The organism is Desulfuromonas sp. KJ2020 (assembly GCF_024197615.1).
Classification (GTDB): domain Bacteria; phylum Desulfobacterota; class Desulfuromonadia; order Desulfuromonadales; family SZUA-540; genus SZUA-540.
Genome location: NZ_JAKUKE010000001.1, coordinates 1,028,860 through 1,055,227 on the forward strand (window position 1 = coordinate 1,028,860; position 26,368 = coordinate 1,055,227).

A 26,368-nucleotide genomic window follows, 5' to 3' on the forward strand; every position below is an offset into this window, starting at 1 on the left:
AATGTGGCGTGTTCGGCTTATCGGTCTTCTACGGAAGATAGGTGGCGAATTGTTTTTCGACCCCTTTGGAGTCCTTGGCCAGCATGGCGCTGACTTCTTTGGACATGGGATCGGGGAAAATGTACTCATCACCGGCTTCAACGCCGTTGCAGATGGCGAAGGCGACTTCCAGGGATGAGGCTTTGGGCATGTCCTGGCCGGCTGTCATGGCGGTATCGACCGGGCCCGGATAAATACCGATGACCTGGATATTCTGGGGGCGGAGTTCGGCCCGAATTCCCTGAATCATCGAATGCACGGCGGCTTTCGAGGCGCAGTAGGTGCCGTTGGCCGGCAGATTGACCAGCCCGATAATGGAGCAGACGTTGGCGATCAGGCCCCCTCCCCGCGCTCTGAGCAGGGGCGCGAAGGCTTGGCACATGGCCAGGGTGCCGAAGTAGTTGATGTCCATCTCCAGGCGGGCAGCCTGCAGAGCCGTCGGACTCATCAAGCTGGTGACCTGATTGCAGCCGGCATTGTTGAACAGCAGGTCGATATCGCGGCAGTGAGCGGCAGCTGCGGTAATACTGGCCTCGTCGGTAATATCGAGTTGAACCGGCACGATCTTGTTGATATCAAGCTGGGTCAGCGCCTTGGCCGATTCCAATTTACGGACAGCGGCATATATCCTGGCCGCGCCTCTTTTCAGAAGCTCTCTCACCAAGGCTTCCCCGATGCCGCCGTTGGCACCGCTGACCAAAGCCGTTTTTCCTTGAATTTGCATGATGGATTTCCTTTCTGTCGAAGAATAAGACTCACCATAGATTTATTCGAGCGGGGGGTCAACCCATGGCAGCCTGCTGTGCCTGGATCGGCGTCTGGTATATTTAGGGGAGTGACCAGCTGCTTTGAAAGGAGGCAGGGATGACCATTCTAAAGTTTCGCGTTGCTTTGATCCTTGGCATGTTTTTGTCGGTGGTATGCCTCTGCCCGGCTTCGGCAGAAACCGTTTCCAGCCAGAAACATCGCTTCCGGGTGGTGACGGTGGTAGAAGGGCTGGAACATCCCTGGGGCCTGGCATTTCTTCCGGATGGCGGCATGCTGGTCACCGAACGTCCGGGCCGGCTCCGTCTGGTCCGTCAGGGACGTCTGGATCCGCAGCCAGTGGAGGGTTTGCCAGCCATCGCGGCTAAAGGGCAGGGGGGATTGCTGGACGTGGCCTTGCACCCGGATTTCGCTCAAAACAGGCTGGTTTATATTTCCTTTGCAGCCGCCGGCGAAGGGGGAATCGGTACGGAGGTCGCCCGCGGTCGCCTGAATGGCCATCGGCTGGAGGGGGTGCAAACGATTTTCCGCCTGCAGCCCAAGTCCGACCGGGGTATCCATTTCGGTTCCCGCCTGGTGTTTGACCGGGCCGGCTATCTTTTCATTACGCTGGGTGATCGGGGTGAGATGGCGCGGGCTCAAAAATGGGATGACCATGCCGGTTCGGTGATCCGTCTGCATGATGATGGCCGGGTGCCCGCCGACAATCCCTATAAAAGCCATTCCGGCTGGAAACCGGAGATTTACTCCATCGGACATCGCAACGTGCAGGGGGCGGCTCTGCACCCGCAAACCGGCGAGTTATGGGCCCATGAACACGGGCCCCAGGGTGGGGACGAGATCAACATCATCCGGGCGGGAAACAACTACGGCTGGCCGGTTATCACCTATGGGGTCAATTATGGTCTGGGGACCCGCATCGGCATGGGAACGCACCGGCAGGGCATGATCCAGCCTCTGCACTATTGGGTGCCCACCTCCATCGCGCCGTCGGGGATGGCATTCTATGAGGGAGATCGCTTTGTGCACTGGCAGGGGGATCTCTTTGTCGGGGCGCTGCGCGAAGAGATGCTGGTGCGTCTGCGTTTTGAGGGTACCCGCGTGGTCGAAGAAGAGCATCTGCTTAAAGATGCCCTGGGCCGTATTCGTGATGTACGGTCGGGACCGGACGGCTATCTTTACCTGCTGACGGATCACCGTAAGGGGAAGCTGGTACGCCTGGAGCCGCTTGGGGAGAAAGAGAGATAATCCCTTGGCGCTTTGGTTTAAGGCTGGAGCTCTTTTTGCAATAAATTCGCAAGGCAGGCTTCACGCTGTTGAATTTGCCTTGTTTACCGAAAGGTCGTTACACAATTCTGGCTCAGATGTGTGCCGGCAGGCACGTTTTGCTCGGATCTGTGCGAGCGAGCTCCAGAGAGATGCTTTGATTTGACTTTTGCTATGTTGCCGGGGTGTGCGTGAACCCTAAAATTTTTGTATCTATGCTGCTCGTGGGCGCCGCCTATTATGTCGGGGCCTGGACCGGGGTTCATCAGACGATTACGCCAGAAGGTATTGCCGTATTGTGGCCGCCGAACGCCATTCTTTTGTCGGCGTTTCTTGTCCTGCCATATCGTCGCTGGCCTTTGATCGCTCTGGCGGCCATGGCCGCCGAAATTTTGGCTGATGTCCCCGTTTTTCCTCTGTGGGCGGCCGGCGCCTTTGGGATGGTCAATATTTTTGAGGCTTCGCTGGCAGCTGTCCTCATCCGTCGCTTCGTTCCTACCCCCTTCAACTTTGATCGTCTGCGCAGTGGTTGGTTCTTTCTGTTGTTCGGCCCGCTGCTCGTTTCGGGTTTTGCCGCTCTGCTCGGCGCGGGAGTCTACATTCTGCTGGGCCGGGCTGATACCCCTTATCCGGCACTGTGGCAAATCTGGTGGTTTGGCGATGCTCTGGGCCTGCTGCTGTTAACACCCCCCATTGTCGTGGTCTGGCGCTGGCTGGAAGCCGGGTGTCCTGGTTTACGCTGGCGGGCAGCAGTCGAGGCCGGTTTGCTGTGGCTGGTTATTGGCGCCTTGGGACTCAAAGCGTTCACAGCCAGTCCTCCCGCAACGACGGAGCTTTATTTCACACAATTCTGGTTTGTTCCGCTGGGGATTCTGGCGGCGCTGCGCCTGGGCGTACTCGGCGCGGCGGCCACCGTCACCCTTATCGCGGCCCTGGCCGTGGGAAACCTGGTGCGGGGTACGCATCCCTATATCTCAGTCGGTCCCCAGTATGCCGTCTGGCTGACCCAGGAATACCTCACCATCGTCGCCGTCGTCTCGGTTGGTTTGGCGTTGCTGCTCAAAGAAATTTCCGATCAACGGGAGGCCCTGAGCAAAAACAAGCGTGCCCTGCAGATATACAACGAGATTCTAGAGGCACGTGTGAATGAGCGCACCCTGGCGCTGGAAAAGTCGAATCAGGCCCTACAGGAAGCCAATCAACGCCTGGCGGCAATAGCCGCCATCGACGAATTGACGGGAATCCCGAATCGACGGCACTTCCGCGAAGAAGCTCAGCGCGAAATGAGTCGCCTGGGGAAGGATGGGGCCGAGGCAACCGTGATTATGGTCGACCTGGATCATTTCAAGAAGATCAATGACGAATACGGGCATGAAGCGGGCGACGTGGTGCTTCGCGCCATTACCGGTCCCTTGCGTCAATCCATCCGTCCTCGGGATCTCATGGGGCGCATGGGAGGCGAAGAGTTTGTCGTTCTGCTCTCAGGCCTGGAAAAAAAGGCGTCGGCGCGGGTAGCCGAACGCATTCGCGCGGCCATCGAAGCCCTGACCGTCGATTATCGCGATGCGCAGATTCGCCTGACGGCCAGCTTCGGAGTGGCCCAGTGGGATGGTCAGGGCACCCTGGACGACCTCGTCCGCCAGGCGGACGACGCCCTCTATCGGGCCAAGGCGAACGGCCGCAACCGGGTGGAGATTGTCGATCCTTCCACGCAGAGTGCTTGAGTTTCACGAGATTTAAAAGACGGTTCGCTGTGCGCACCGCTTCCTGCTTTGGTTAGTGCCGATGAGATAAAAGTGGCAACGGGGTGTGTCAATCCGGCCAATGGTCGGAGAAGTTAAAGGATACCTGGCGGTGATGGCGGATAGCGAGAAGAAAAAGCTCCCCCTTGCGGCAGGCGTAAAGCAGCAGGTAGTCCCCGCGGATCAATTCAAGCAGAAGAGTCCCTGGCCCCAGACGTTGGCGAAGGTTGTTTGCTCTTATCCGGGTTTCCCGGCATGTCGTCGGATGGCGAAAAAAATTGGCACCCATGTTGGGAAAGACTTCGAGGGCGGGCAAGACCTCGTCGAAAAGATCGTCGAGGAGTCCGCTAAAGGCCTCAGGCGCCTCGACCTCGCGCAGATACGCCTCGATTTCGTCGAGATTGCGGGAAAAGTTGCGGGTTATTCGCAAGGTGACGGCGCTCATTTGCCCCGGCTGTAACGGCTCTTGAGCTCGGCCACCGTCAGCAGGTTGCCCTCTTCCACGTCGTCCCATCCCCGCGCCGCCTCGTCCAGCAGCCCCAGGTGAATATTTTCCCGCTCCAGCCGGTGATAGTAATCGAGTCGACGGGCGTCAATCAAGGCCACATAGGCCTTGCCGTTGCGGGTAATGATTTTTTCTCGCCCCGCACAGGCCTCATCGGCCAGTTCCGTCAGCCGCGCCCGCATTTCCTTCAGGGGCACAATATCCTTGCTTGTAATGGGCATCTATTCCTTCTCTTCCAAAAGTTGACAATAAATATTAATCAATTCATGTAACTTTGACAAGGGGGCGGTCTTATTTCCCCACCTGACGCCGGGAAGTGACCGTTTCACCGGCGATCCCCCAGTTATCCGTGTCCACCTCGTCGATGACGACGACGGTCGTGGCCGGATTCTTTCCCAAGACATCTACCAGCAGTTGGGTGGCACCGGCGATCAGCTGAGCCTTCTGTTCGGCGGTAGCGCCTTCACGGGTGATTTTGATGTTGACGTAGGGCATGGTGTTCCTCCTTGGTGAGTGATCAGGGTTTCTGAAAAGAGCGGTCGATGGCAATGAAAAGGGCCCCGACCAGTACGGTGCCCGCCGCGAGCAGCAGGGGGAGGGCGAAACCGTGGCGCAGGTCGGCCAGCACGCCGGCAATGGGCGGCCCCAGGATCTGGCCGATGCCGAAGCAGGCGGTGAGGACGGCGGCAATACGCTGCTGGCTGCCGGGGGCGCGGCGCCCGCCTTCGGCCATGACCAGGGCAACGATGCCCAGGAAGGTGCCGCCGAAGGAGACGGCGGCAAAGAGCACGGTCGGCACGCTTTCGGCCCAGATGCAGACGAGGATGCCGGCGGCCTGCAGGCCGTAGGCCAGCAGCAGGGCGAGACGGGCGCCGAAACGGCGGGCCAGCCAGGGCCAGAAAAGGGTCGATGGGATGGCCGCCAGCCCGACCGCCACCCAGCTGTAGGGGGCGAAGAAGGCGAGACCGTCGGTTTCGGCAATGATGGAAACCAGGAAAGTGGCCGAGACAATGTAGCCCAGTCCTTCACAGAAGTAAGCGGCCGCCAGGGGCCAGAGGGTGCGATTGAGCCGACCGGCCGGGGGTGCCACCGCGTTGGCCCCTTCCGGCGGCGCGGTTTCGCGCCCGATGGCCATGCCGATCAGCGCCAGCAAGGCCGCTATCAGGCCGCTTCCTATCCAGGCCCCCTGCCAGCCCCAGCCCCAGTCAAACAGCGGGACAAGGCTGCCGCTCAGGGCGATGCCGAAACCGATGCCGCCATAGAGGGCGCCGATCCAGGGTAGGTGTCCCCGGCGGCCCAGGGCCTCGGCCACTTCGACGGAAATGATGATGAAGAGCAGGGCGCTGGCAATGCCGGCCGCCAGACGCAGCAGACCCCAGACCAGGCCTGTCTGCGTCATGGCCATCAGTGCTGTGCCGATGATGGTCACCAACAGGGCGCTGAGGCCGACGAGGCGGTTGCGCGCCAGCTGTGGCATGAAGGAGCAAAGCAGGGCGCCGATGAGATAGCCGAGATAGTTCAGGCCGGCCAGCCAGCCGGCCAGACCATGGGTCAGGCCGAGATCGCGCTGCATGAGGGGGATGATGGGGGTGAAGACAAAGCGCCCCAATCCCATGGCCACGGCCATGCCGAGCATGCCGCCCAGGAGCACTCTGAGGGAGGCCCTGGCCGGGTGCGGAACTGATTCTTGTTTTGCCGGTGTGGTCGCCATGTGTGACAGCTTAATGGAAGGCGACGGGACGTTGCAAACGATTCTTGCAGCTGATCCGGCGAGGTCATTCTTTTTGCCAGCCGGATTCTCTGGCCGCTGCCGATGGGTGGACCGGGTGAAATCCTGCGATACAATGAACGGGTCCTTTCGGCGCACCAGCCTTAAGGGGAAGGGGAGGAATGGTGCCCATGCTTATCTTTCTAAGGCGACCATCTCAGGGTGAATGATGATGAAATCTCACTGGCACAACCTTTCACGGGAACAGGTGGCGGAAAAGCTCGAAACGGACCTGCGTCAGGGCCTCAGTGAAACCGAGGCGGCGGCTCGCTTGGAGCGCCATGGGCTGAATCAGCTGGAAGAAGGCGGCCGGCGTCCGCTGTGGCGGATGTTTCTGGAGCAGTTCCGCGACTTCATGATTCTGGTCCTGCTGGGGGCGGCGGTGATATCGGGGCTGATCGGCGAGGCGGTGGATACCATCGCCATTCTGGTCATCGTCGGCCTCAACGCGGTCATCGGCGCCGTACAGGAATATCGGGCCGAAAAGGCCATGGCCGCTTTAAAGGCGATGGCAGCGCCGGCAGCGAGGGTGCGACGCGGTGGCCAGGTGATGGAGCTGCCGGCTGCGAAGCTGGTGCCCGGCGATGTGGTGTTGCTGCAGGCCGGGGCCGTGGTGCCGGCTGATCTGCGTCTGGTGGAGAGTGCCGACCTCGAAGCCAACGAGTCTATGTTGACGGGAGAATCGACAGGGGTTGCCAAACAGGTGGAATCCCTTGCCGAGCCGAAACTGGCCGTGGCCGAGCGTGTCAACATGGTTTTCAAGGGGAGTCAGGTCAACCGGGGCAGGGCAGTCGGCCTGGTAGTGGCCACGGGCATGGCCACTGAATTGGGCCAGATCGCCCGGCTGCTGCAGAAGACTGTCGACAGCAAGACGCCCCTGCAGAAACGTCTGGCGCTCTTCAGCAAAAAGCTGGCCCTGGTGGTGCTGGCGATCTGTGCGGTGATCTTCGTCGTCGGCCTGCTGCGGGGCGAGCCGGTCATGCTCATGCTCCTTACCGCCATCAGCCTGGCCGTGGCCGCCATCCCCGAAGCCCTGCCGGCGGTCATCAGCGTCGCTCTCGCCCTGGGAGCCGCGCGCATGAGCAAACGTCACGCCCTGCTGCGCAACCTGCCGGCGGTGGAGACCCTGGGCTCGGTCACCTATATCTGTACGGACAAAACGGGCACTCTGACCCAGAACCGCATGCACGCCGAAGGCTTTTACCTCGACGGTCAGATGCATGAGGCGATTCCCGGGGAGAGCCGGTTGTTCGGGGAGGCTTTGGCCCTGAACAACGATGTCGAAGGCACAGAGGGTAATCTCAAGGGCGATCCGACGGAAGTTGCCCTCTACGAGGCGGCGCAGAAGTACGGGTACCGCCGGCAGGAACTGGAGGAGCGCTTGCCGCGGGTGGCCGAATTCCCCTTCGATGCCGAGCGCAAACGCATGTCGACCCTGCATCGGCATGAGGACGGGATTGTCCTTTTCTGCAAGGGTGCTCCGGAGCGGCTGCTCCCCCTGTGCACGGGGGGAGAGGTGGATGGGCTGCTGGCGCAGGCGGAATCCCTGGCCGGAGAAGGGTACCGGGTGCTGGCGGTGGCCAGCCGGCAACTGCCGGAGTTGCCTGAAAAGCTGGAGATGGAAGAAGCTGAGCGCGACCTGACTTTTCTCGGTCTGGTGGCCCTGATCGACCCGCCGCGGGAGGAGGCACCGCAGGCGGTGCAGGACTGTCTCAGCGCCGGCATTGTCCCCGTCATGATCACCGGCGATCATCCGGCGACGGCGCTCGCCATTGCCAAACGCCTCGGCATGGCCGAGTCGGAGGAACAGCTGATCACGGGCCAGGAGCTGGCTGAGCTGGAGCCGGAAGAATTGAGACAGCGGGCGCGACAGCTTCGGGTCTATGCCCGCACCAGCCCGGAGCAGAAGATCCGCATCGTCGAGGCCCTGCAGGACTTGGGGGAATTCTGCGCCATGACCGGGGACGGCGTCAACGACGCGCCCGCCCTCAAAAAGGCCGACATCGGGGTGGCCATGGGCGACAACGGCACGGATGTGGCCCGGGAAGCTTCCGACATGGTGCTGCTGGACGACAACTTTGCCTCCATTACCGCTGCCGTACGGGAGGGGCGCCGCATCTTCGACAACATCCGCAAGTTCATCCGCTACACCATGACCAGCAATTCGGGGGAGATCTGGGTGCTCTTTCTGGCGCCTTTCATGGGGTTGCCCATTCCGCTCTTGCCCATCCATATTCTGTGGATCAATCTGGTGACCGACGGTCTGCCGGGGCTGGCCCTGACCGCTGAAAAAGCCGAGCCGGGGGTCATGCAGCGGCCGCCCCGCGCTCCCGACGAAAGCATTTTCGCCCACGGCATGTGGCAGCATATGGTCTGGGTCGGTCTGCTTATCGGTGGTCTTTCTCTGGCTGCCATGGGCTGGGCCTACGGAACCGGCCATGAAAACTGGCAGACTATCGTCTTTACGGTGCTTACTTTCTGTCAGCTCGCCCACGTTCTGGTTATCCGCTCGGAGACGGAATCCCTGTGGCGGCTTGGCCTGTTCAGCAACCGACCGCTGCTGGGGGCGGTTGCCCTGACCGTGCTGCTTCAGCTGGGGGTTATCTATCTACCGGCCATGAACGGCATTTTCAAGACCGCTCCCCTGACTTTGCCGGAACTGATGCTGTGCGGCGGTTTGCCGCTGCTGGTGCTGGTGGGTGTAGAGCTCGAAAAGTGGTGGCGCCGGCGACAGCTGTCGCGCCAGCAATAAGCCATAGCCGATGGGGCTGCTACGGTGACTGCTTGCCAAGAAGGTCGATTTCTGGGAAAATGGCGCGATTTTGATCCCCGGGGTATGGTCCGAAAGGTAAGTATGTCGAACGAAACACTGATATCCCTCCCTGCTGACAGGGTCCAGCGGCTGAAAACCGGCGCGGCCGACAGTCTTTTTCTGCTGCGTTCCCCGAGGGCCCTCCTTAGGGGCCTGCAAAGAAAGTGGCTGGTTCCCGTCCTGCTGCTCGCTTCGCTGGTCCTGGTGCCGCTGATGCTGCTGCCGGCCACCCATTTTCTGCTCGAAAAGATCTATCCCCCCGTCGAAAAAAAGCAACTCTTCGGCCTGCTGAAAACCTCCAAGGAAGATGAGCGTCTGGCCCGCCGCAAAGCTCAGTCCACCTTGGTGATCTGGAGTCTGGCCGGCCTGGGCGTGGCCACCGGACTGGTTCTCTACGCGCCGATTATCCGGCGCGCCGCTGAACAGGAAATCCTCCTTCAGCCGCCAAAACAGCTGACCAACGCCGGCCGGTCGCACCTGGAAGAGCGTTACCGCATCGACGCGGAGATTGGCTCCGGTACCATGGGCGTGGTTTACTCGGCCTTCGACCAAACGCTGGAGCGGCAGGTCGCCCTGAAGGAATTGCCCGCCGTCTTTGTGCGTGATCCTGAGCGAAGAGAGCGTTTCCGCCGCGAAGCGCTCACCCTGGCCCAGTTGACCCATCCCGGCATCGTGCAGATTTACGATCTCTTCGATGACGGCTCCCGCCTGATCCTGGTGATGGAACTGATTCGCGGCGGCACCCTGGAAGACCATATGGCCGGCCGGGCGCCCTTTGCCGAGGCCGAGGCGTTGGGCATGGTCGCGCAGATCGGCGATACCCTGTGCCATGTGCATGAGAAGGGGATCGTGCATCGTGATCTGAAGCCAGCCAACATCCTTCTCGACGAACAGCAGCGCCTGAAAGTGACCGACTTCGGCCTGGCTCGCCTGGTGCGGGAAAGCGGCCTGACCCTCGATGGCAGCCTCATGGGTACCCCCTATTACATGAGTCCCGAGCAGGCGTCAGGCAAACCCACCGATTTTCGGGCCGACATCTATTCCCTCGGCGTGATCTTTTACGAACTGCTGGCCGGCTCGCCCCCCTTTTCCGGCGAACCGGCAGCGGTGCTGCTGCAGCAGATAACCGACGAGCCGCCGCCCTTGCAGGAGCGGGTGGAAGGGCTACGCCAGGAGGTCGCGGATCTGGTCATGGCCATGCTGCGCAAAGACCCCGACGAACGCCTCTGCGACCATCGGGAAATTTCGCGGCGACTGCAGGAACTGCGGTCCTGATCCGTGCCAAGGAGGAAAGATGGCAAAAATCGTGGTGATGTTCAAGGGACAGGTTGTGAAAGAAGTGGCGATCGGTAGCGAAGGAATCCGCATCGGCCGTGACGCCGACAACGACATCCAGATCGACAACCTGGCCGTATCCCGCCATCATGCCGAAATCTACCGGCAGGGCATCCCTTTTTATCTGGAAGATCTCAAGAGCACCAACGGCACCTTTCTCAACGGCGCCCTGCTTAACTGGAAAAGGGGATTAAACCACCAGGACAAGATCACCATCGGCAAGCATACCCTCGTCTTTATGGAAGAGGCCAAGGATCAGCCGGGCAAATCCAGGCCTTCCGCCGCCAATGAGACCCTCTGCCTGACCCCCGAAGATCTGGAGCGCATGCGCCGCAACAGCTGAGCGGTCCTGCACGCCAGCCACCCCGCCTTGACGCCCCTCCACCCTCTTCTATACTTGTAGGTCTGAAGGGGATATGCCCCTTCCTTTGTGCGGCGGGACGAGGAGGACAGGGTGGCTGCGTGGTTTCGGGAACTGACGCTCCGTTTTCTGCTTTTGACCCTGGTGTGGTGGATTCTGACGGAAGGGGATTCCGCCGCCCTGGGTTTCGGCCTCCCCGTGATTCTGCTGGCGCTGGGGGCCGGTCACCTGCTGGCGGTCGACCGTCAGAAGACCTGGACGCTGGCCGGCCTGCTTTCCTTTCTGCCTTTCTTCTTTTATGCCTCCCTACGTGGCGGTCTCGACGTCGCCCGCCGCGTCTACGATCCCCGTCTGCCTATTTCCCCTGCCATCTGTGAATTCTCCCTTCATCTGCCACCCGGCCCGGCCCGGGTCTTTCTGGCCAACACCATCAGCCTGCTGCCCGGCACCTGCAGTGTTTCCCTGCAGGCGGAAGGCCGTTTGCTGGTGCATGCCCTCGACGACAGTCGGGCCCTGGAAGAGTCTCTTCGCCGGGTGGAGCGACGGGTGGCGGCCCTTTTCGGACTGACGCTGGCTAGCAAGGGCCGGGAGGAAGCGAATGCCTGACTTTTTTCTGGTCACGGCGATCTTTCTTCTTCTGACCATCGTGGTTGGCCTGGTGCGCGTCCTTAAAGGACCTACGCCAGCGGACCGCATGCTGGCCGCCCAGCTCTTCGGCACCACGGGAGTGGCGATCCTGCTGTTGCTGGCCGAAGCCATGGGCCTGCCGGCACTACGGGACGTGGCCCTGATCTTCATTCTGCTCGGAGCCCTGGCGACGGTGGCTTTTGTCAAAAGATTCTGGGTGATCCAGAAAAGGACCGGAAAGGATGACGATGATTGACTTTTTGTCCGTGCTGCTGACGCTGGCCGGAGCGGTCTTCTTTCTGGCGGGGACGCTGGGGATGCTGCGGCTGCCGGATGTCTATACCCGCCTTCACGCTTTGACCAAGGCTGACAACCTCGGTCTGGGGCTGACGGTGTCGGGTTTGCTGCTGCAGGCGGGATCGGTGCCGGTGGCGCTGAAGATGCTGCTCATCTGGCTGCTGGCCCTGGTGGCCAGCTCGGCCGCCTGTTATCTGGTGGCGAACAGCGCCTTTCGTGGCGGCCTGCAGCCACGCCAGGGGCGCTTCTGCGCGAAGGAGCGGTCATAATGTCTCTCGCTTTCGCCTTTGATCTGCTGCTGCTCGCTGCGCTGCTGGCCTTGGCCTGGCAGATTCTGTCAGCCCGCGATCTCTTCAAGGCGGTGGTGCTGTTCATGGCCTTCGGACTGCTCATGGCGCTGGCCTGGGTGCGGCTGCGGGCCCCCGATATCGCCCTGGCGGAAGCGGCCATCGGCGCCGGACTCACCGGAGCCCTTTTGCTGGACGCGGTCGGGCACCTGGATGTGGCACGGAATGGGGCCACGACCAGGGAACCTTCCTCCTCGTTAGCGGAGGAAGAATGAAGTTGGCGGAGAGGATTCCCAACGGGCTGGTCTCGCTGGTCCTGGCAGTCTTTGCAGCCGTCCTGGTCTGGACCGTGCTGTCCTTGCCGGCCGCGTCGGTCCGTCTGCAGCCGCTGGTAAACGCCCGCCTGGTGGACTCGGGAGTTCACTCGCCGGTGACCGCCGTTCTCCTCAATTTTCGGGGCTACGATACCTTGCTGGAGATCGGGGTCCTGCTGCTGGCGGCGATGGCCTGCATGGCGCTGCGGCAGGGGCAACCGCCTGGACCGCTGCTCATGATCGCCCCGCCCGGCCCGGTGCTGGCGGCCATGACGCGATTGGTCGTTCCCCTGATGGTGCTGACCTCAGGCTATCTTCTTTGGGCCGGCGAACATGCGCCGGGTGGGGCTTTTCAGGCCGGCGCCGTGTTGGCTGCTGCCGGGGTCCTGCTGCTTCTGGGAGGAAAGCTGAATGTCCGTCTGGGGGCTCCCTGGCGGGTGCGGGTGGCGCTGGCTTCCGGCTTCGCCTTTTTCCTGGGATTGGCGCTGGCCACCTTGGGGATGGGGGGGAAACTGCTCGAATATCCCCAGAACGGGGCGGGTCCCCTGATCGTCGCCCTGGAGTCTCTGCTGACCTTGTCCATTGCGGTAACMCTGGTGGCCCTGTTTGCCTCAAACCCGCCGGCCGGATCACCGATGGTGCCCCCGGAAGAGGAGGACGTGTGACCCAGGCCAATCTTTATATGGTGGGCGCCGTTTTGCTCTTCTGCCTGGGCCTGCGCGGACTGCTTTTTGATCGCCATCTGCTGCGCAAGATCCTGGCCCTGAATATCATGAGCAGCGGCGTTTTTCTGCTGCTGGTGGGCATAGCTTCCCGCGACCCGCAGCAGAACCCTGACCCGGTTCCCCTCGCCATGGTGCTGACAGGGATCGTCGTGGCGGTGAGTGCGACGGCCTTTGCTCTGGCGCTGGCGCGCCGGTACTATCAGCAGACCGGAAAGACCCGGCTGCCGGAGGGGGAATGAGAGCGCCGTGCTGGAAGGATGACCCGCCATGACGACTCTGCCCTGGGAAGTCTGCATCATCCTGGCGCCCTTTATCGGGGGGCTGCTGGCTTTTGTGGGCGGCCGGCGATCGGGCCGCTGGTTCTTCGGTGCCACCGTGCTGGTTGTTGGGGGCGGCTTGTTCGCCCTGACGCGGGAGCTGTGGCGGCAGGGTCCGCGGGCCTATGCGCTAGGCGACTGGGGCGCGCCCCTGGGCATCGAGCTGTATGCTGATGGACTGAGCCTGCTCATGCTGCTACTGACCGCCCTTGTGTTCATTCTGGTCAGCATATTCTCCCTGGGGCTGATCAAAGCCACGCCTGTGGAGGCGGAAGGCTGCGAAAACGCCCTGTTCTGGCCCCTCGTGCTCTTTTTCTGGGGTGCGTTGAATGCACTCTTTCTCTCGCGCGATGTCTTCAATCTCTATGTTACCCTCGAACTGCTGACCCTCTCCGCCGTGCCGCTCATCACCTTGTCCGGCACGGCTTCCTCCCTGGCGGCAGGGCTGCGCTACCTCTTGGTCGCTCTGCTCGGCTCTTTGGCTTACCTACTGGGGACGGCTCTTTTCTATGCGGTCAGCGGTTCCCTCACTCTTCACACCCTGGCGGAATCGCTTGACGGGGTCGGCAGTCTGTCGGTGGCTGCCGGCCTTATGATTGTGGGTCTTTTGCTGAAAACCGCCCTTTTTCCCCTTCACTTCTGGCTTCCCGCCGCCTATGCCGAGGCGCCGACTCCCGTCAGCGCCCTGCTGGCGGCCCTGGCCACCAAGGCTTCCTTTTATCTTCTGCTGCGCCTCTGGTTTGAGCTCTTCTCCTTCGGGCAGGAATTGGCCGCGGCACAGATTCTCGGGGGGCTCGGGATGCTGGCCATCCTCTGGGGTTCTCTATTGGCCTGGCGGCAGGGACGGGTGAAGAGATTGCTGGCCTATTCTAGCATCGCCCAAATCGGTTATCTCTTTCTGGTTTTTCCCCTCATGGCGGCCTGGATCCCTGCCGGGGACGGAGTGTCGCTGGAAGTGCCGGGAGCCTGGGGCGGGCTGGTTTTTCTGCTCCTCTCCCATGGTTTGGCCAAGTCGGCCATGTTCATGTCGGCGGGGTGTCTGGCTCAGGCCGCCGGCTCTGACCAGATCGCCGATCTGACCGGCATCGGCCGTCAATTTCCTGTCCCCCTCTTCGCCTTTGCTCTGGGGGGGATGACCCTGATGGGGTTGCCGCCCAGCGGGGGTTTTTCTTCAAAGTGGCTTTTTCTCAAGGCCTCGGTAGAAAGTCTGCAGTGGTGGTGGGTGCCGGGCATGCTCCTCGGCGGCGTGCTGGCGGCGGGCTATGTCTTTCGTGTGCTGCGTCAGGCCCTGGTGTGGGATGAGAATGTCGGGCCGTACCGTGCAGTCCCGCGCCGCATGCAGTGGGCGGCCATGGCCATGGCCCTGCTCTCCCTGGCGCTGGGCCTGTGCGGGTCCTGGCCCCTTGATCTGCTGGCCATCGGCTATCCGGGGGGACCATGAACTGGAGCAGTATTCTGCCCATCGCGACCTTGCTAAGTTCCCTGATCACCGGGCTGGTGATCTTCGGTCTGCAGGAGCGCCGGCACTGGCTGCGCACGACCCTGAACCTGCTGGGTGCCACCATTAAGCTGCTCTTCGTGGGGGTGATGCTCTGGGGGGTATTCCGTGGGGTGGAGTATGCCTTGTCGCTGCCGCTGCTGCCAGGGGTCGATTTTGTCCTGCGCGCCGACCCCCTGGCCATGCTCTTTGTTACCCTCTCTGCCGGACTCTGGTTTCTCACCACCATCTATGCCGTCGGCTACCTGGAGGGTTCGCCTCATCGCAGCCGTTTCTTCGGCTTTTTCAGTGTCTGCGTGACGGCGACGACGGGGATCGCCCTCGCCGGGAATCTGCTCACCTTCTTCATCTTCTATGAACTGCTGACTCTTTCCACCTACCCGCTGGTGGTGCATCGCGGCACCTCCGAGTCGCTCTATGCCGGCGACACCTACCTCGTCTATACCCTACTGGGCGGCGCCGCTCTGCTGACTGGAGCCGTATGGTTGCAGGCGCTGGTCGGCCCCGTCGAGTTTGTCGCCGGCGGGGTGTTTTCGGCTGTTGACCCGGACCATCGCGTGCAGCTGGTCGCCATCTTCTGCCTGATGGTGGGCGGGGTGGGGGTCAAAGCGGCCCTGGTCCCTCTGCATGGCTGGCTGCCTATTGCCATGGTGGCGCCGGCCCCGGTCTCGGCTCTGCTGCACGCGGTGGCCGTGGTCAAGGCGGGCGCTTTCGGCATCATCCGTATTGTCTACGATATCTACGGCGTGGAGCTGGCGGCGTCGCTCCACCTGCTGGGGCCCCTGGCCGCCGTGGCGGCCTTTACCATTCTTTATGGCTCTGTACGGGCCCTTTTTCAGGATGACCTCAAGCGGCGGCTGGCCTATTCCACCGTCAGTCAGGTCTCCTATATCGTTCTCGGCGTGACCATCGTCGGCCCACTGGCCACCATCGGCGGCGTCGTGCATCTGGTGCATCAGGGGATCATGAAAATCACGCTCTTCTTCTGCGCCGGCAACCTCGCCGAAACTCTCAACGTTCGCCGGGTGAGCGAAATGGCCGGAGTCGGTCGCCGGATGCCCTGGACCATGGCCGCTTTTACCCTGGCCGCTTTCGGTATGATTGGTATTCCCCCCCTGGCTGGCTTCGTCAGCAAGTGGTACCTGGGATTGGGCGGGATCGCCGCCGGAAACTCCTGGGTGGTTGGAGTCATGGTGCTGAGCAGTTTGCTCAATGCCGCGTACTTTCTGCCCATCGTCTATGCCGCCTGGTTCAAAGAGCCGGCCGCAGCCTGGTCTGAGCGCAAACCGGGTTCGCGCCTGGAGACGGACGGACTGCTGCTGGGGCCGACCCTGATCACCGCCGGCCTCTCCCTGTCGGCGGGTCTGCTGGCCGGCCTCTCCTTCAGCCCACGGGGGTGGGTGGCCATGATCGCCCGGGAGGCGTACCGCTTATGGATTCCCTAATGGGAGCACTCTATTCACAGGTCGTCTGGCTAGCCGTCCTGGCTTTCCCCCTGCTGCTGGCGGGGGGGTGCCTGAGCCGCTGGGGACGGTCTTGGGCGGTGGCGGCTGCCCCCTGGTCGGCCTTGCCGCCTATCGCTCTGGCCCTGTGGCCGCCGGAGGCCGGGAACTACCCCTGGCTGCTCCTTGGCAGCACCTTCGGCCTGGACCTGACGGGCCGCATCTTTCTGCTTTTTACCGCCCTGGCCTGGGGTGCCGCGGCCTTGTATGCCCGCGGCTACCTGGTCAACCAGGCACGTCTCCAGTCCTTTTTCTTCTTTTTTCTGCTGGCCATGACCGGCAATCTGGGTTTGATCATGGCTGCTGATATGGCCGGTTTCTACCTGTTTTTCGCCCTCATGACCTTCGCAGCCTACGGGCTGGTCGTTCATGAGCGTGATTCCGAGGCGCGACAGGCCGGCAAAGTCTATCTGGTCATGGCGGTACTGGGAGAGGTGCTTTTGATTGCCGGTCTCATGCTGATCGCCGCCGAAGGCACCATGCGTCTGTCCGAACTCGCGCCGCGGATTGCCGTTTCGCCCCATCGTCACCTGATTCTCGGCCTTATCCTGGTTGGTTTCGGCGTCAAGGCCGGTTGCTTCCCTCTGCACCTCTGGCTGCCCCTGGCCCACCCGGCCGCGCCCACCCCGGCCAGCGCCGTGCTGTCGGGGGCCATGATCAAAGCGGGTCTGCTGGCCTGGCTGCGTTTCCTCCCTCTGGGGGAGGGGGCATTCCCCGCCTGGGGGATGGTCTGCTTGGTCGCCGGACTTATCGCGGCTTTCGGCGGGGTGGCCCTGGGGCTGGCCCAGTCTCAGGCCAAAACGGTGCTGGCCTACTCGAGTATTAGCCAGATGGGTTTGATGACAGGGGCTGTGGGGCTGGGACTGCTCTTCCCCGCAGCCTGGCCCATGGTGTTGGCGGCTCTCTGCCTTTACGCCCTGCATCATGGCCTAGCCAAGACGGCCCTTTTTCTGGGGGTGGGCATGGCAGGCGCCGAAGGCGTGTGGGCCAGAGCGGCCTTTCTGGCGGGCTTGCTGTTGCCGGCGCTGTCTCTGGCCGGAGCGCCCCTGACCAGCGGTCTCGTGGCCAAAAAGCTTCTGGGGGATCTGGCGGCCTTCATTCCGGCCCCTTGGGCGGAAATCTTTGCCGGTCTGCTGGCCGGGTCGGCGGTGGCCACGACCATACTCATGGCGCACCTGCTGCTGTTGCCCTGGACGCAGAAGACCGGGAAGGGCAGCCCGCCGACCGGCCGACAGTGGCTGGCCTGGATTGTGGTGCAGTTGGGTGGGCTCATCATGGTGTGGATGATCGTGCCGGGCTGGTTGGCCCCCTGGGGAGTGAAGGCTCCTGGCTGGAGCGGAGAGGCGGCTGTTACCGTGCTGGTGGGGGGCGCTCTGGGGGGGCTGCTCTGGCGCGGGGCCAAAAAAAGCAGGAGCAGCCTGCTGCCGCCGTTGCCGGCGGGCGATGTGCTGCTCCTGCTCTATGCTTTAGGAAGAGGTGCCCGTCAAGCATGGGACCGCTATGGCGACCCCGTGGTGACGCATCTGGTCCGGGCCTACCTGACCTTTGTCTGGCAGGGTCCGATCGAGTTGTTCGGCCTGCACGCCCTGTTGGCCACCAGCGAAAAGGGGTTATTGCGCTGGCGTGTATCCGGGGGTCTCTTCCTGCTCCTTATATTAATCTTTACCGCCATTCTACTGTGCTGAGCGGCAAGGCCCGGTCAGTTGCGGCCGCTGGCCATGGCTTCCAGTTTGGCGACGCGGTCATCCATGGGCGGATGGGTGGAGAAGAGATTGGCCAGAGAGCGACCGGTCAGCGGGTTGACGATAAACAGGTGCGACGTCGCCGGTGTGGCCTCCTGCATGGGTACGGCCTGAGCGCCCATTTGCAGTTTGCGCAAGGCGCTGGCCAAGGCCTGGGGCTTGCCGCAGATGCGGGCGCCGGAGGCGTCAGCCAGATACTCCCGCGAGCGGGAGACCGCCATCTGGATCAGCATGGCCGCCATGGGGGCGATAATGGCCACGGCCAAGCTGCCGAGCATGCCGCCGCCTTCCTCGTCTTCGCCGCGGCCGGCACCGAAAATGGCGGCCCACTGCAGCATGTTGCCGAGCATGGCGATGGCGCCGGCGAAGGTGGCGGCTAGTGTGGAAATGAGCGTATCGCGGTTCTGAACATGGGCCAGCTCATGGGCCATGACCCCTTCAAGCTCGTCTTCCGTGAGCAGCCGCATGATGCCTTCGGTGGCGGCGACGGCGGCATTCTGCGGATTGCGCCCGGTGGCAAAGGCATTGGGGGCCTCCGAGGGGATGATGTAGACCTTGGGCATGGGCAGGCCGGCCTGCTGGCTGAGGCGGCGCACCATGCCGTAGAAGCCCGGATTGTCAGCTTCGGTGACTTCCCTGGCCTTGTACATCTTGAGCACGATCTTGTCCGAGTACCAGTAGGAGAAGAAGTTCATGCCCCCGGCGATGAGAAAGGCGATGATCATGCCCGACTGGCCGCCGATGGCGCTGCCCATAAAAACCAGGAGCAGGGTGAGACTGGTCAGCAGAAGCGTGGTTTTAATACGGTTCATGGTTTGTCCTCCGTACGCGCTGTTTGTGCGGCGGGTAATAAAAAAGACCTTTACCCGCGGCATGGTGAAATGCTGTGGATAAAGGTCTTGCAGATTGCGACGAAGCGTCGTAACCCCGCGTCCGGGAGGCGTGGCCTCCGTAATGACGAAACGCGGGTCGGTCATGTCTCCGACCGATTGCTACTCCCCTTTAACACAGTGATGTTATCTAAAGGCCCCCAGGTTTGTCAACAGGAATCAGTCCTGTCTGCCTCAGGCGCCGCCGTAGGAATGCAGGCCGGACAGCACGAGATTGACTCCCAAATAGCAGAAAATGGTGGCGGCAAAGCCGACGATGGACAGCCAGGCTGCCCTTTTTCCTACCCAGCCCCGAGTGAAACGGGCGTGCAGAAACGCGGCGTAGACAAACCAGACGATCAGGCTCCAGGTCTCTTTCGGATCCCAGCTCCAGTAGGTGCCCCAGGCATAGTTGGCCCAGGCCGCCCCCGTGATGATGCCCAGGGTCAGCATGGGGAAGCCGAACATGATCGCTTTGTAGTTGATGTCGTCCAGCACCCGAATGTCGGGAAAGAGGGCAAGGATGCCGTGTTTGTTGTCCTTGTCCTTTTGCGTATCAAGGATCAGGTACATGATGGAGGCGCCGCAGGCGATGGCGAAGCCGGCGTAGCCGAGAAAACAGGTGATGACGTGATAGGTCAGCCAGTTGCTCTGCAGTGCGGGCACCAGCGGAGCGATGGCGTCATCAAGGCCGAGCTGGGCCCAGGTCATGCCGATGAAGGCGAAGGGGATGACAAAGGCCCCGACGGCCCGTTGTTTGTACTTCAGATCCATCAGCAGGTAGACCAGCAGAATCGACCAGGCAAAGAAGACCACCGATTCATACAGGTTGGAGAGGGGAGCCTGGTTGTAACCCATGTCCACCGCTTCAAAGTAGCGCAGGGCAATACCGGCCGTGTTGGCGGCAAAACCGGCCCAGGCCACGGCCGTGGCGGCCAGGGCGAGCTTGGGGGAGCGGGCGATAAGATAGACGAGAAAAAGCACCATCGAGGCAAAATAGCCGATAGTGGTCAGGTTAAAGAGTTGCACGCTGTTCATAAAAAGATCTCCTTGGATGACAAGCGGGATCAACCCGCCAGATCCTTGCTCAGGTTTTTTTTCAGTTCATCAAAATAGAGCGCAAAGGCGGCCTGGTTGCGGTGGGCGGAGGCGCCCAGGTGAACGACACTGCCCTCGCCCTTGGGTTCGATGGTGATCCAAAGGCGGCGATGGGAAATCATGAAAGCGGCCATGGTGCCAAAAATCATCAGCAGGCAGCCGATCCATACCACCCAGACGCCGGGGTCCTTGTTGACCTGCAGGCCGGTATACTGGGGCTGCTTGTAGTCCAACAGGGCAAAGGCGAATTCCCCGCCGCGGCGGCTGTCGAAGTCAGGATAATTTTGCAGCACGATGAAGGGATTGCCGTGTCGCCCGTCCGGTGTGTTGACGTGCATCTGTACAGCCGGGCCCATGCCCTGGTAGGACTGAGCATAGCCGGTGACCGCAAAGGAATATCCGTTTGGCAGGGGCGTGTGGTCGCCTTCCCGGTTTGTGGCGACAAAGGGGGTTCCTCCTTTGGGCGTCACCCGCATGCGGATGGTGGCCGGGCCGGCAGGGCCGTAGCTTGACTGGTAAAAAGTGATCCCTTTGTAGTTTAGCGGCGTGTTGACGATGATCTTTCGATCGGAAATGACCTCCTGATCATCCTCGATGACATCCAGAACGCTGGCGTACTCTTTGGGGCGCATGCTGTTATCGTAGTAGGTGACGCTGAAGGAGTCGCAGCGCACCGTAAAGCCCAGGTCGATGGGGTCACCGCCGCCGCGGGGCCAGACCTGGTTGACCTGGTCACCCTCGACAATATTGACGAACGCCTTGTATCCCCAGATGTTGCCAATGATGGCGCCGATGAAGATGATGAGGATAGAGAGGTGGGTCACGTAGACGCCGAACCGGGCCCAGGCGGCTTTCTGGGCGAAGAGGTGCAGGCCGCCCTCGGTTCGGGTCAGCACCGGCCGCGCAAAACGGCTGCTCAGGCTTTCAGACAGAGCCTGGGCGGTTTCTTCGGCATTGTGCCTGCTGTCGAACTGGGTGTGGTTGGCCAGGGTTCGCAGGGTACCGAGTGCCATAATCAGGGATGGCTCCCGAACGGTCTTCCAGACGCCCGGCAGCCTCTTGATGGAGCAGGCGATGAGGTTCAGGCAGAAGAGGACCAGCAGGGCGAGAAACCACCAGGCACGGTACATGTCAAAGAATTGCAGGCGCTCAAAGAGGGTGTAGAGTCCCTCGCCGTATTGGCGGAGATACTCTTCGGGGGTGCGATTCTGCTGGATCACCGTGCCAATGATGGAGGTGAGGGCCAGCATGATTAGGGTGAAAATAGTCAGCTTAAGCGAACAGAAAAAGTTCCACACCGAGTGGAGCAGGTTGTATTTGGGCGTAGTCAAGGTTATTCCCCTTCAAATCAGGTCGACATCGGCACAGGCATGCGGCTCCGCTTCTTCAGTGAAGGGCAGCACGCCAGGCGACAACAGGCCGCGGATTGAAGCGGGGGAATCCTAACGTAGCAGAACGATGGTGCGAAGTTGGGCAAGAACCAGAGAAGGTGGCGGCTCGACCAGGCTGGCGGCGAGTGGATTCTGGCTGGTCGGATGCATAAAGAGCGGCGACAGCTGTGGTGGTGCCAGGGGCGGGGGAGCCAGGTTGCGCAGTGAGCGAGTCCGTGACTTCACTGCCGTTTCGGCGCGGAGGAGCTCCGTGCAAGAATCACAGGACTCCTGTGTCAGGACGCAGGGGCGCGGCTCCTGGCATGAAGCGGTGCAACAGGAGACGCTCTTTGCCCCATCCTTCAGGCATTCTTTTCCGTCGGCAAGGCACAGCACGGCGCCAACAGCACTGCCGAATCCGACCAGAAGGTAGAAGAGCAGGCTGAGACAGACCAGGGTGCGATGTAGTGTCCGTTTGATGGGCAAAGGCTCCTCCAGGGTTGCAACAACAGAGGGCATTTTAAAGCAGTCCCGGATTTTTTCGCAACAGGAATCGGGTGGACAGGCGTTAGACGAGGGAAACATCGGGCGGGAGATGGGCCGGCACGGGGAGTTTCCGTGCCGGCCCGGTCAGGTTCATTAGAAGGAAATATTCAGTTCAGTTGGGGCCTCGGTGGTGATGTTGACATCAAAAGTCTGATCGGCAGCAACCGGCTGGGATTCTGCGTCAAAAAGCGAGGCGACCAGCTGGTAAGTGCCGACGGGCAGATCGATAGAATAGGGACCATCTTCAATCTGCACGGTCGCTAGTTCCACCATGTCGCTGCAAGGGGCCGGCGCTATCTGCTGGACACTGAGTACGACATACTGTCCCTCTACCGGGGCGGCGACCGTCACCGTGCCGGACAGGGTGTTGTAGGCCGTAGCTGCCAGTTGAAAGTTGACCCCTGCGCGCTTCTCGTCGGCAGCAAGGCTGATGGTTTCGCAGGCCGGGGCATAGCCCTCTTTGTAAGCTAGGATTCGGTAGTCACTGGGTGTCAGGAAGAGGGCATAGTGTCCCGCTTCTTCTTCAATGGTATCCTCATTTTCGTCACAGCTCAGGGTTGCGGCCAGCGTCACAGCCGAATCAATGGCATGAGCGCTGACTCGGGTGCCGGGCAGGGGCACTTCCGTGTCTATCTCGACGACTCGCCCCTGCACCATGGCAGCACTGGCAACGACCTTGATGGTCGGTTTGAGCAGGTACTTGTAATTGTCCTTGCTGGGATTGCCAGCCAGAACGACGGAGCGGGCCGCGTCGAAATCGAGGATCAGTTGGGTTTCCTCATTGGAAGCGATGGTGAAGGTGTTCACCAGTTTGATGCCGCTCTGCAAACCGCTGGGGACTTTCAGCTCGTGAATCTCGTCACCCTGGGTAATGACATAGTTGCCCAACTCGCCGTGGGTTTGGCCCAGCAGATTTAGCCCGTCATCGGGCGTAGCCGCCAGAATCAGGCGCAGCTGAGTGTAGTTGCCAGGGGCCAGCTCCTCTTCTCCCAGCGTTTCCTGCACGCCGTTGATCAGCTCGAGCAGATTGTAGGTCTTCTGGGGGGTGGCCACGGTGGTCCAGTCGCCACCTTCAGGATGGACGTCGACCCGGTCAATGGTGACATAGATGGCCTTGAAGTCCGGGGTGGTGGCATCGACCATCTGCAGCGACAGGGTGCCAGGCGCCGCCGTGCCGCTCGAACTGGAGCCGCCGCAGGCGGCCAGCGCCAGTAAACCGATGGACAGGAAAATAGCGAGAAACAGCTTCACATTGTTCATTTTCATGTTCTCCTCCTTTGGGGTTGAAGTTGACGTGTCTTTGGGGGAAATTTAGCACTCTCTAATGTTAAGTCAAGTCCGCTTAACGATTATTTGCTACGAGATGCAGTCTTGTTTAAAATTGAAAAAAGGTCATTCCAGAGAGGAGGAAGCCATGGACGCTTTTCAACGCTTGACTCAGGTGGTGCGCAAGCAGCATGAAGAGGGCGAGTTGCCCGATTTTATTGTTCCGCTGCTCATGAAGGTGGCGCAGCATCCGGAAGATTTCGCCGGCCGTGAGGAGTTGGTGGCCAAACTGGCGGAACGGGTGGATCAATATGAGACCTACTCGGAGATGTGCTGTGAAAAGATAGGTTTCGGCCTGGAGGATATCCACCGGACGCTCGATGAGCTGCGGGTGCGTTATTGATATCCCCCGGGCGGCCGATTTGACCCTCGCGCCTGATTATGTTACCTTATGGGTTCTGTGGCGGCGCCGTTCCCCGGCGTTCCGACCCTAGACCCGCTCATGAGGTGGACCGTGCAGGCCCGTTCTGTACGGAACGAACCCTCTCTCTCTGGGGCAGCACTGGCTTGAAACGTTCCGTTTCAAGACCGGGTGCGGGTGGCCCCATCCTTCGCCAGAAATAATCTTCTTTACGCGTGTTGCGCGCGACCTGTCCTATTGCTGATCACTCTGTGAAGATGGTCGGTTCCTCCTGTCTGAAGCCTCCTGTTGATGCGGGTGGTTTTTCGGATTCTCCCTTTCCCTTGTGGTCGCAGTCGCGCCGGCACGAGTTATTCATCTGCCGGATGGCCCCTGCAGGCCTGATTTTGCCTGAGACCTTGGCCATCCCGACAACAGGAAAGGACGCTATGAAGAACCAGGCCATGAAACAGCAAGAGGACGAAGTGATCAACTGGCAGGACCAGATGAAGAATTTCGTCAATACCATCGACCGGGTGAAAGAATATGTGAACCTCACCCCGGAAGAAGAAGAGGTGCTGCGCAACAACAAAACAGTGTGGGGGGCGACGCCCCATTATGCTTCATTGATGGACCCGGACGATCCCGCCTGCCCCATCCGCCGCCAGATCATCCCCTCCCGACAGGAGCAGGAAAACCGCTTCGGCATGGATGATTACCTGATGTGGAAGGAGAATCGCGCCACTGACGAGGTGCGTCCCGACAGTATCGCCCGCCAGTACCAGAACCGTGTCGCCTTTACCGTCACCCAGACCTGCGGCATCTATTGCCGGCACTGCTTCCGTAAGGAACTGGTGGTGGACGGCTCCCTCTCCCTGGACTTCAATGTCGACGAGGGGCTGCAATGGATCGCCGAGCATCCCGAGGTGCGCGACGTGCTCATCACCGGCGGTGACCCCTTCCTGCTCTCCGACGAGCAGATCGACTATCTCATCCGCAAGCTGCGCGAGCTGCCCCACATCGAGATGATCCGTTTCGGTACGCGCACCCCCATTGTGCTGCCGCAGCGCATCACCCCCTCGCTCATGAAGGTGCTTGGCGGCTTTCACAAGGTACCCATCTGGATCAACACCCAGTGCAACCACCCCCGGGAACTCACCGAGGAGACGGCGCGGGCTGTCTACAACCTGCTGAGCTGCGGCGTCAATGTGGGTAACCAAGCCGTGCTGCTCAAAGGAATCAATGACGATGTGGAGACCTTCCGCGAGCTGCATGAGAAGCTGCTGGCCACCCGTATCCGCCCCTACTACGTCTTCTACTGCGAGGCGGCGCCGGGCATCGATCATTTCCGCACCCCGGTGGAGAAGGGCTCGCAGCTGATCCGGGACGCTCTGCGTGGCCACACCACCGGCCTGGCCCAGCCCATGCACGTCATCGCCACCAATATCGGCAAGATTCCCCTGATGCCTGATTATTACATCCAGGGGAAAAACGACAAGGAATACACCCTGCGAAACCATCGGGGCGATACGACGACGATTCCCAATGTGCCCGAATAAGGGAGGGTCTGTTTAATTATAGGTGAAAGGAGAGTTGCTTTTGGAAATCAAGGTCATTGACGGCAATCTGGTCAAAGCCATGAAAGTCATGAAGCGTAAACTTCAGCAGGAAGGCTTGTTCCGCGACATGAAGGCGCGGCGCTTTTATGAGAAACCCAGTGTCAAGCGCAAGCGCAAGCAGAAGGAAGCCCTGCGGCGCGAGCGCAAGCGCCTGAGCAAGTTGAAGCGTTTTTATTAAATCCGCACTTCCAAGGGAGCGCCGCTAGCCGCGGCGTTCCCTTTTTTTGTGGTCGGATTGTTGGCGGCCTGTCTGCTTTGGGTTAGAATGGGAGCAGTTTTGTACAGTCGCTTGCTCCCCTTTCCCCCGGCAGGAGATTTCCATGGGTTATGTCTACCTCAATGGCCGTTTTGTCGAGAGCGAACAGGCCACGGTTTCTGTCTTCGACCAGGGTTTCCTTTATGGTGACGGCATCTTCGAGAGCTTCCGTTCCGTCGGCGACCGGCTCTACCAGTTCGCCCAGCACTACCAGCGCCTGCTGCAGTCGGCTGAAGCCCTCTGCTATCCCCTGACGTTTTCTCAGACAGAACTGGAGGATATCCTGCTGGAGCTGCGGCGGAAGAATGGCTTGAACGATGCCTATTACCGTATCACCATCACCCGCGGCAAGGGGCAGATTGGCTTTCAGCGCGACATGAACAACGACCTGACCTGCCTGGTAGTGGGGACGGAATTCAAGGGCTTCGACCCCATCCACTACCGGCAGGGCATCCCCCTGCGGGTGGCCCATACCCGTCGCAACGCCCCCGAGGCGATCAGTCCCAAAATCAAATCGATCAGCAACCTCAACAGCCTGCTCGGCAAACTGGAAGCCCGGGCCGCCGGGGCCTTTGAGGTCATCATGCTCAACAACCGCGGCCATATCTGCGAAGGTGCTTCGTCGAACATCTTCTGGGCCAAAGATGACTGGATCTTCACCCCCGACGTCTCCACCGGTCTGCTGGAGGGAGTGACCCGCTCCACCATCATGCGTCTGTGCGAAGAGGTGCTCAACCTGCGGGTGATTACCGGCGAATTTCGCCTGCAGGACCTGAAGTTCTCCGACGAAGTCTTCATCACCTCCACTTCCCTGGAGGTCATGCCGGTGGTGCGGGTTGACGACTTCACCATCAAGCAGGGCCTTGCCGGCCCCATCGCCCACCGCCTGCGGCAGGAGCTGCACCGGGATATGGGCAAGGAGAGCTGACCTTCTTTTCCCTTTTCAACCAGCGGGCGATTTTTTCTGTCGATGCGATTGCGTCCGAGGGTAAAGTCTGCCATATTACCGGGTTAAATCCGTCAACGATGATGAAATGATTTC

At 61.0% G+C, this 26,368-nt stretch carries 28 protein-coding genes; 18 read left to right on the top strand and 10 right to left on the bottom strand.

What is annotated here, in order from left to right:
* Positions 1-28: 28 nt before the first annotated feature.
* Positions 29-763: an SDR family oxidoreductase gene (locus tag MJO47_RS04705; RefSeq protein WP_253959956.1), complete on the bottom strand. Its 735-nt coding sequence runs from the start codon at positions 761-763 to the stop codon at positions 29-31.
* A 140-nt stretch (positions 764-903) separates the two neighbouring features.
* Between MJO47_RS04705 and MJO47_RS04710 the strand changes: the two genes are divergently transcribed.
* Together MJO47_RS04710 and MJO47_RS04715 are read left to right on the top strand one after the other, a co-directional pair.
* Positions 904-2,052: a PQQ-dependent sugar dehydrogenase gene (locus MJO47_RS04710; protein WP_253959957.1), complete on the top strand. Its 1,149-nt coding sequence runs from the start codon at positions 904-906 to the stop codon at positions 2,050-2,052.
* Between the two features lie 209 nt (positions 2,053-2,261).
* A complete protein-coding gene (locus MJO47_RS04715; RefSeq protein WP_253959958.1) occupies positions 2,262-3,794 on the top strand; it encodes a diguanylate cyclase in 1,533 nt (510 codons plus the stop codon).
* 88 nt (positions 3,795-3,882) lie between these two features.
* Here MJO47_RS04715 and MJO47_RS04720 read toward each other — a convergent pair whose 3' ends face one another.
* From MJO47_RS04720 to MJO47_RS04735, 4 genes are all read right to left on the bottom strand, one after another.
* Entirely contained in the window at positions 3,883-4,257 is a 375-nt protein-coding gene (locus MJO47_RS04720) for a type II toxin-antitoxin system RelE/ParE family toxin (protein WP_253959959.1), read from the bottom strand.
* Positions 4,254-4,538 (bottom strand): type II toxin-antitoxin system Phd/YefM family antitoxin, encoded by a 285-nt coding sequence (locus MJO47_RS04725; RefSeq protein ID WP_253959960.1) that lies wholly within the window; start codon positions 4,536-4,538, stop codon positions 4,254-4,256. The genes MJO47_RS04720 and MJO47_RS04725 overlap by 4 nt, the downstream gene beginning before the upstream one ends.
* Before the next feature lie 70 nt (positions 4,539-4,608).
* Positions 4,609-4,812, bottom strand: a complete 204-nt coding sequence (locus MJO47_RS04730) for a 2-hydroxymuconate tautomerase family protein (protein ID WP_253959961.1) — start codon at positions 4,810-4,812, stop codon at positions 4,609-4,611.
* Positions 4,813-4,834: 22 nt separating this feature from the next.
* A complete protein-coding gene (locus tag MJO47_RS04735) occupies positions 4,835-6,028 on the bottom strand; it encodes a YbfB/YjiJ family MFS transporter (RefSeq protein ID WP_253959962.1) in 1,194 nt (397 codons plus the stop codon).
* Between the two features lie 226 nt (positions 6,029-6,254).
* Here MJO47_RS04735 and MJO47_RS04740 point away from each other — a divergent pair, with 226 nt between their 5' ends.
* From MJO47_RS04740 to MJO47_RS04795, 12 genes are all read left to right on the top strand, one after another.
* Entirely contained in the window at positions 6,255-8,837 is a 2,583-nt protein-coding gene (locus tag MJO47_RS04740) for a cation-translocating P-type ATPase (protein WP_371926643.1), read from the top strand.
* A 102-nt stretch (positions 8,838-8,939) separates the two neighbouring features.
* Entirely contained in the window at positions 8,940-10,172 is a 1,233-nt protein-coding gene (locus MJO47_RS04745; protein ID WP_253959964.1) for a serine/threonine-protein kinase, read from the top strand.
* Positions 10,173-10,191: 19 nt separating this feature from the next.
* Positions 10,192-10,575 (top strand): FHA domain-containing protein, encoded by a 384-nt coding sequence (locus MJO47_RS04750; RefSeq protein ID WP_253959965.1) that lies wholly within the window; start codon positions 10,192-10,194, stop codon positions 10,573-10,575.
* Between the two features lie 111 nt (positions 10,576-10,686).
* Positions 10,687-11,199: a Na+/H+ antiporter subunit E gene (locus MJO47_RS04755; protein ID WP_253959966.1), complete on the top strand. Its 513-nt coding sequence runs from the start codon at positions 10,687-10,689 to the stop codon at positions 11,197-11,199.
* On the top strand, positions 11,192-11,476 hold the full coding sequence (locus tag MJO47_RS04760) for a monovalent cation/H+ antiporter complex subunit F (RefSeq protein ID WP_253959967.1): 285 nt from the start codon (positions 11,192-11,194) through the stop codon (positions 11,474-11,476). The genes MJO47_RS04755 and MJO47_RS04760 overlap by 8 nt, the downstream gene beginning before the upstream one ends.
* Entirely contained in the window at positions 11,469-11,786 is a 318-nt protein-coding gene (locus MJO47_RS04765; RefSeq protein ID WP_253959968.1) for a monovalent cation/H(+) antiporter subunit G, read from the top strand. The genes MJO47_RS04760 and MJO47_RS04765 overlap by 8 nt, the downstream gene beginning before the upstream one ends.
* A complete protein-coding gene (locus MJO47_RS04770; RefSeq protein WP_253959969.1) occupies positions 11,786-12,079 on the top strand; it encodes a DUF4040 domain-containing protein in 294 nt (97 codons plus the stop codon). The genes MJO47_RS04765 and MJO47_RS04770 overlap by 1 nt, the downstream gene beginning before the upstream one ends.
* Positions 12,076-12,783: a Na(+)/H(+) antiporter subunit B gene (locus tag MJO47_RS04775; RefSeq protein ID WP_253959970.1), complete on the top strand. Its 708-nt coding sequence runs from the start codon at positions 12,076-12,078 to the stop codon at positions 12,781-12,783. Before MJO47_RS04770 ends, MJO47_RS04775 begins: the two co-directional genes overlap by 4 nt.
* Complete coding sequence (locus tag MJO47_RS04780) at positions 12,780-13,082, top strand: NADH-quinone oxidoreductase subunit K (protein ID WP_253959971.1); 303 nt, start codon at positions 12,780-12,782, stop codon at positions 13,080-13,082. The genes MJO47_RS04775 and MJO47_RS04780 overlap by 4 nt, the downstream gene beginning before the upstream one ends.
* Before the next feature lie 28 nt (positions 13,083-13,110).
* The gene (locus tag MJO47_RS04785) at positions 13,111-14,601 is read left to right on the top strand and encodes a complex I subunit 5 family protein (RefSeq protein WP_253959972.1); all 1,491 of its coding nucleotides are present in this window, start codon (positions 13,111-13,113) and stop codon (positions 14,599-14,601) included.
* Positions 14,598-16,103 (top strand): complex I subunit 5 family protein, encoded by a 1,506-nt coding sequence (locus tag MJO47_RS04790; RefSeq protein WP_253959973.1) that lies wholly within the window; start codon positions 14,598-14,600, stop codon positions 16,101-16,103. The genes MJO47_RS04785 and MJO47_RS04790 overlap by 4 nt, the downstream gene beginning before the upstream one ends.
* Entirely contained in the window at positions 16,091-17,845 is a 1,755-nt protein-coding gene (locus tag MJO47_RS04795) for a complex I subunit 5 family protein (RefSeq protein WP_253959974.1), read from the top strand. Before MJO47_RS04790 ends, MJO47_RS04795 begins: the two co-directional genes overlap by 13 nt.
* A gap of 14 nt (positions 17,846-17,859) precedes the next feature.
* Here MJO47_RS04795 and htpX read toward each other — a convergent pair whose 3' ends face one another.
* The 5 genes from htpX to MJO47_RS04820 form a co-directional block, all read right to left on the bottom strand.
* The gene (gene htpX, locus MJO47_RS04800; RefSeq protein WP_253959975.1) at positions 17,860-18,714 is read right to left on the bottom strand and encodes a zinc metalloprotease HtpX; all 855 of its coding nucleotides are present in this window, start codon (positions 18,712-18,714) and stop codon (positions 17,860-17,862) included.
* Between the two features lie 252 nt (positions 18,715-18,966).
* Positions 18,967-19,809 carry a c-type cytochrome biogenesis protein CcsB gene (gene ccsB, locus MJO47_RS04805; protein ID WP_253959976.1) on the bottom strand — a complete coding sequence of 281 codons (843 nt, stop codon included), beginning with the start codon at positions 19,807-19,809 and terminating at the stop codon, positions 18,967-18,969.
* Between the two features lie 29 nt (positions 19,810-19,838).
* Positions 19,839-21,200 carry a cytochrome c biogenesis protein ResB gene (locus tag MJO47_RS04810; protein ID WP_253959977.1) on the bottom strand — a complete coding sequence of 454 codons (1,362 nt, stop codon included), beginning with the start codon at positions 21,198-21,200 and terminating at the stop codon, positions 19,839-19,841.
* 111 nt (positions 21,201-21,311) lie between these two features.
* Positions 21,312-21,725 carry a hypothetical protein gene (locus tag MJO47_RS04815; RefSeq protein ID WP_253959978.1) on the bottom strand — a complete coding sequence of 138 codons (414 nt, stop codon included), beginning with the start codon at positions 21,723-21,725 and terminating at the stop codon, positions 21,312-21,314.
* 153 nt (positions 21,726-21,878) lie between these two features.
* Positions 21,879-23,051, bottom strand: coding sequence for a DUF4382 domain-containing protein (locus MJO47_RS04820; protein ID WP_253959979.1), 1,173 nt, complete (start codon positions 23,049-23,051; stop codon positions 21,879-21,881).
* A gap of 148 nt (positions 23,052-23,199) precedes the next feature.
* On the opposite strand from MJO47_RS04820, the gene MJO47_RS04825 reads away from it, so the two are divergent.
* From MJO47_RS04825 to MJO47_RS04840, 4 genes are all read left to right on the top strand, one after another.
* On the top strand, positions 23,200-23,454 hold the full coding sequence (locus MJO47_RS04825) for a GSU3529 family protein (protein ID WP_253959980.1): 255 nt from the start codon (positions 23,200-23,202) through the stop codon (positions 23,452-23,454).
* Positions 23,455-23,900: 446 nt separating this feature from the next.
* Positions 23,901-25,010 carry a KamA family radical SAM protein gene (locus tag MJO47_RS04830; protein WP_253959981.1) on the top strand — a complete coding sequence of 370 codons (1,110 nt, stop codon included), beginning with the start codon at positions 23,901-23,903 and terminating at the stop codon, positions 25,008-25,010.
* A 40-nt stretch (positions 25,011-25,050) separates the two neighbouring features.
* A complete protein-coding gene (gene rpsU / locus MJO47_RS04835) occupies positions 25,051-25,248 on the top strand; it encodes a 30S ribosomal protein S21 (protein WP_253959982.1) in 198 nt (65 codons plus the stop codon).
* A gap of 142 nt (positions 25,249-25,390) precedes the next feature.
* A complete protein-coding gene (locus tag MJO47_RS04840; protein ID WP_253959983.1) occupies positions 25,391-26,254 on the top strand; it encodes an aminotransferase class IV in 864 nt (287 codons plus the stop codon).
* The last annotated feature ends 114 nt before the right edge of the window (positions 26,255-26,368 follow it).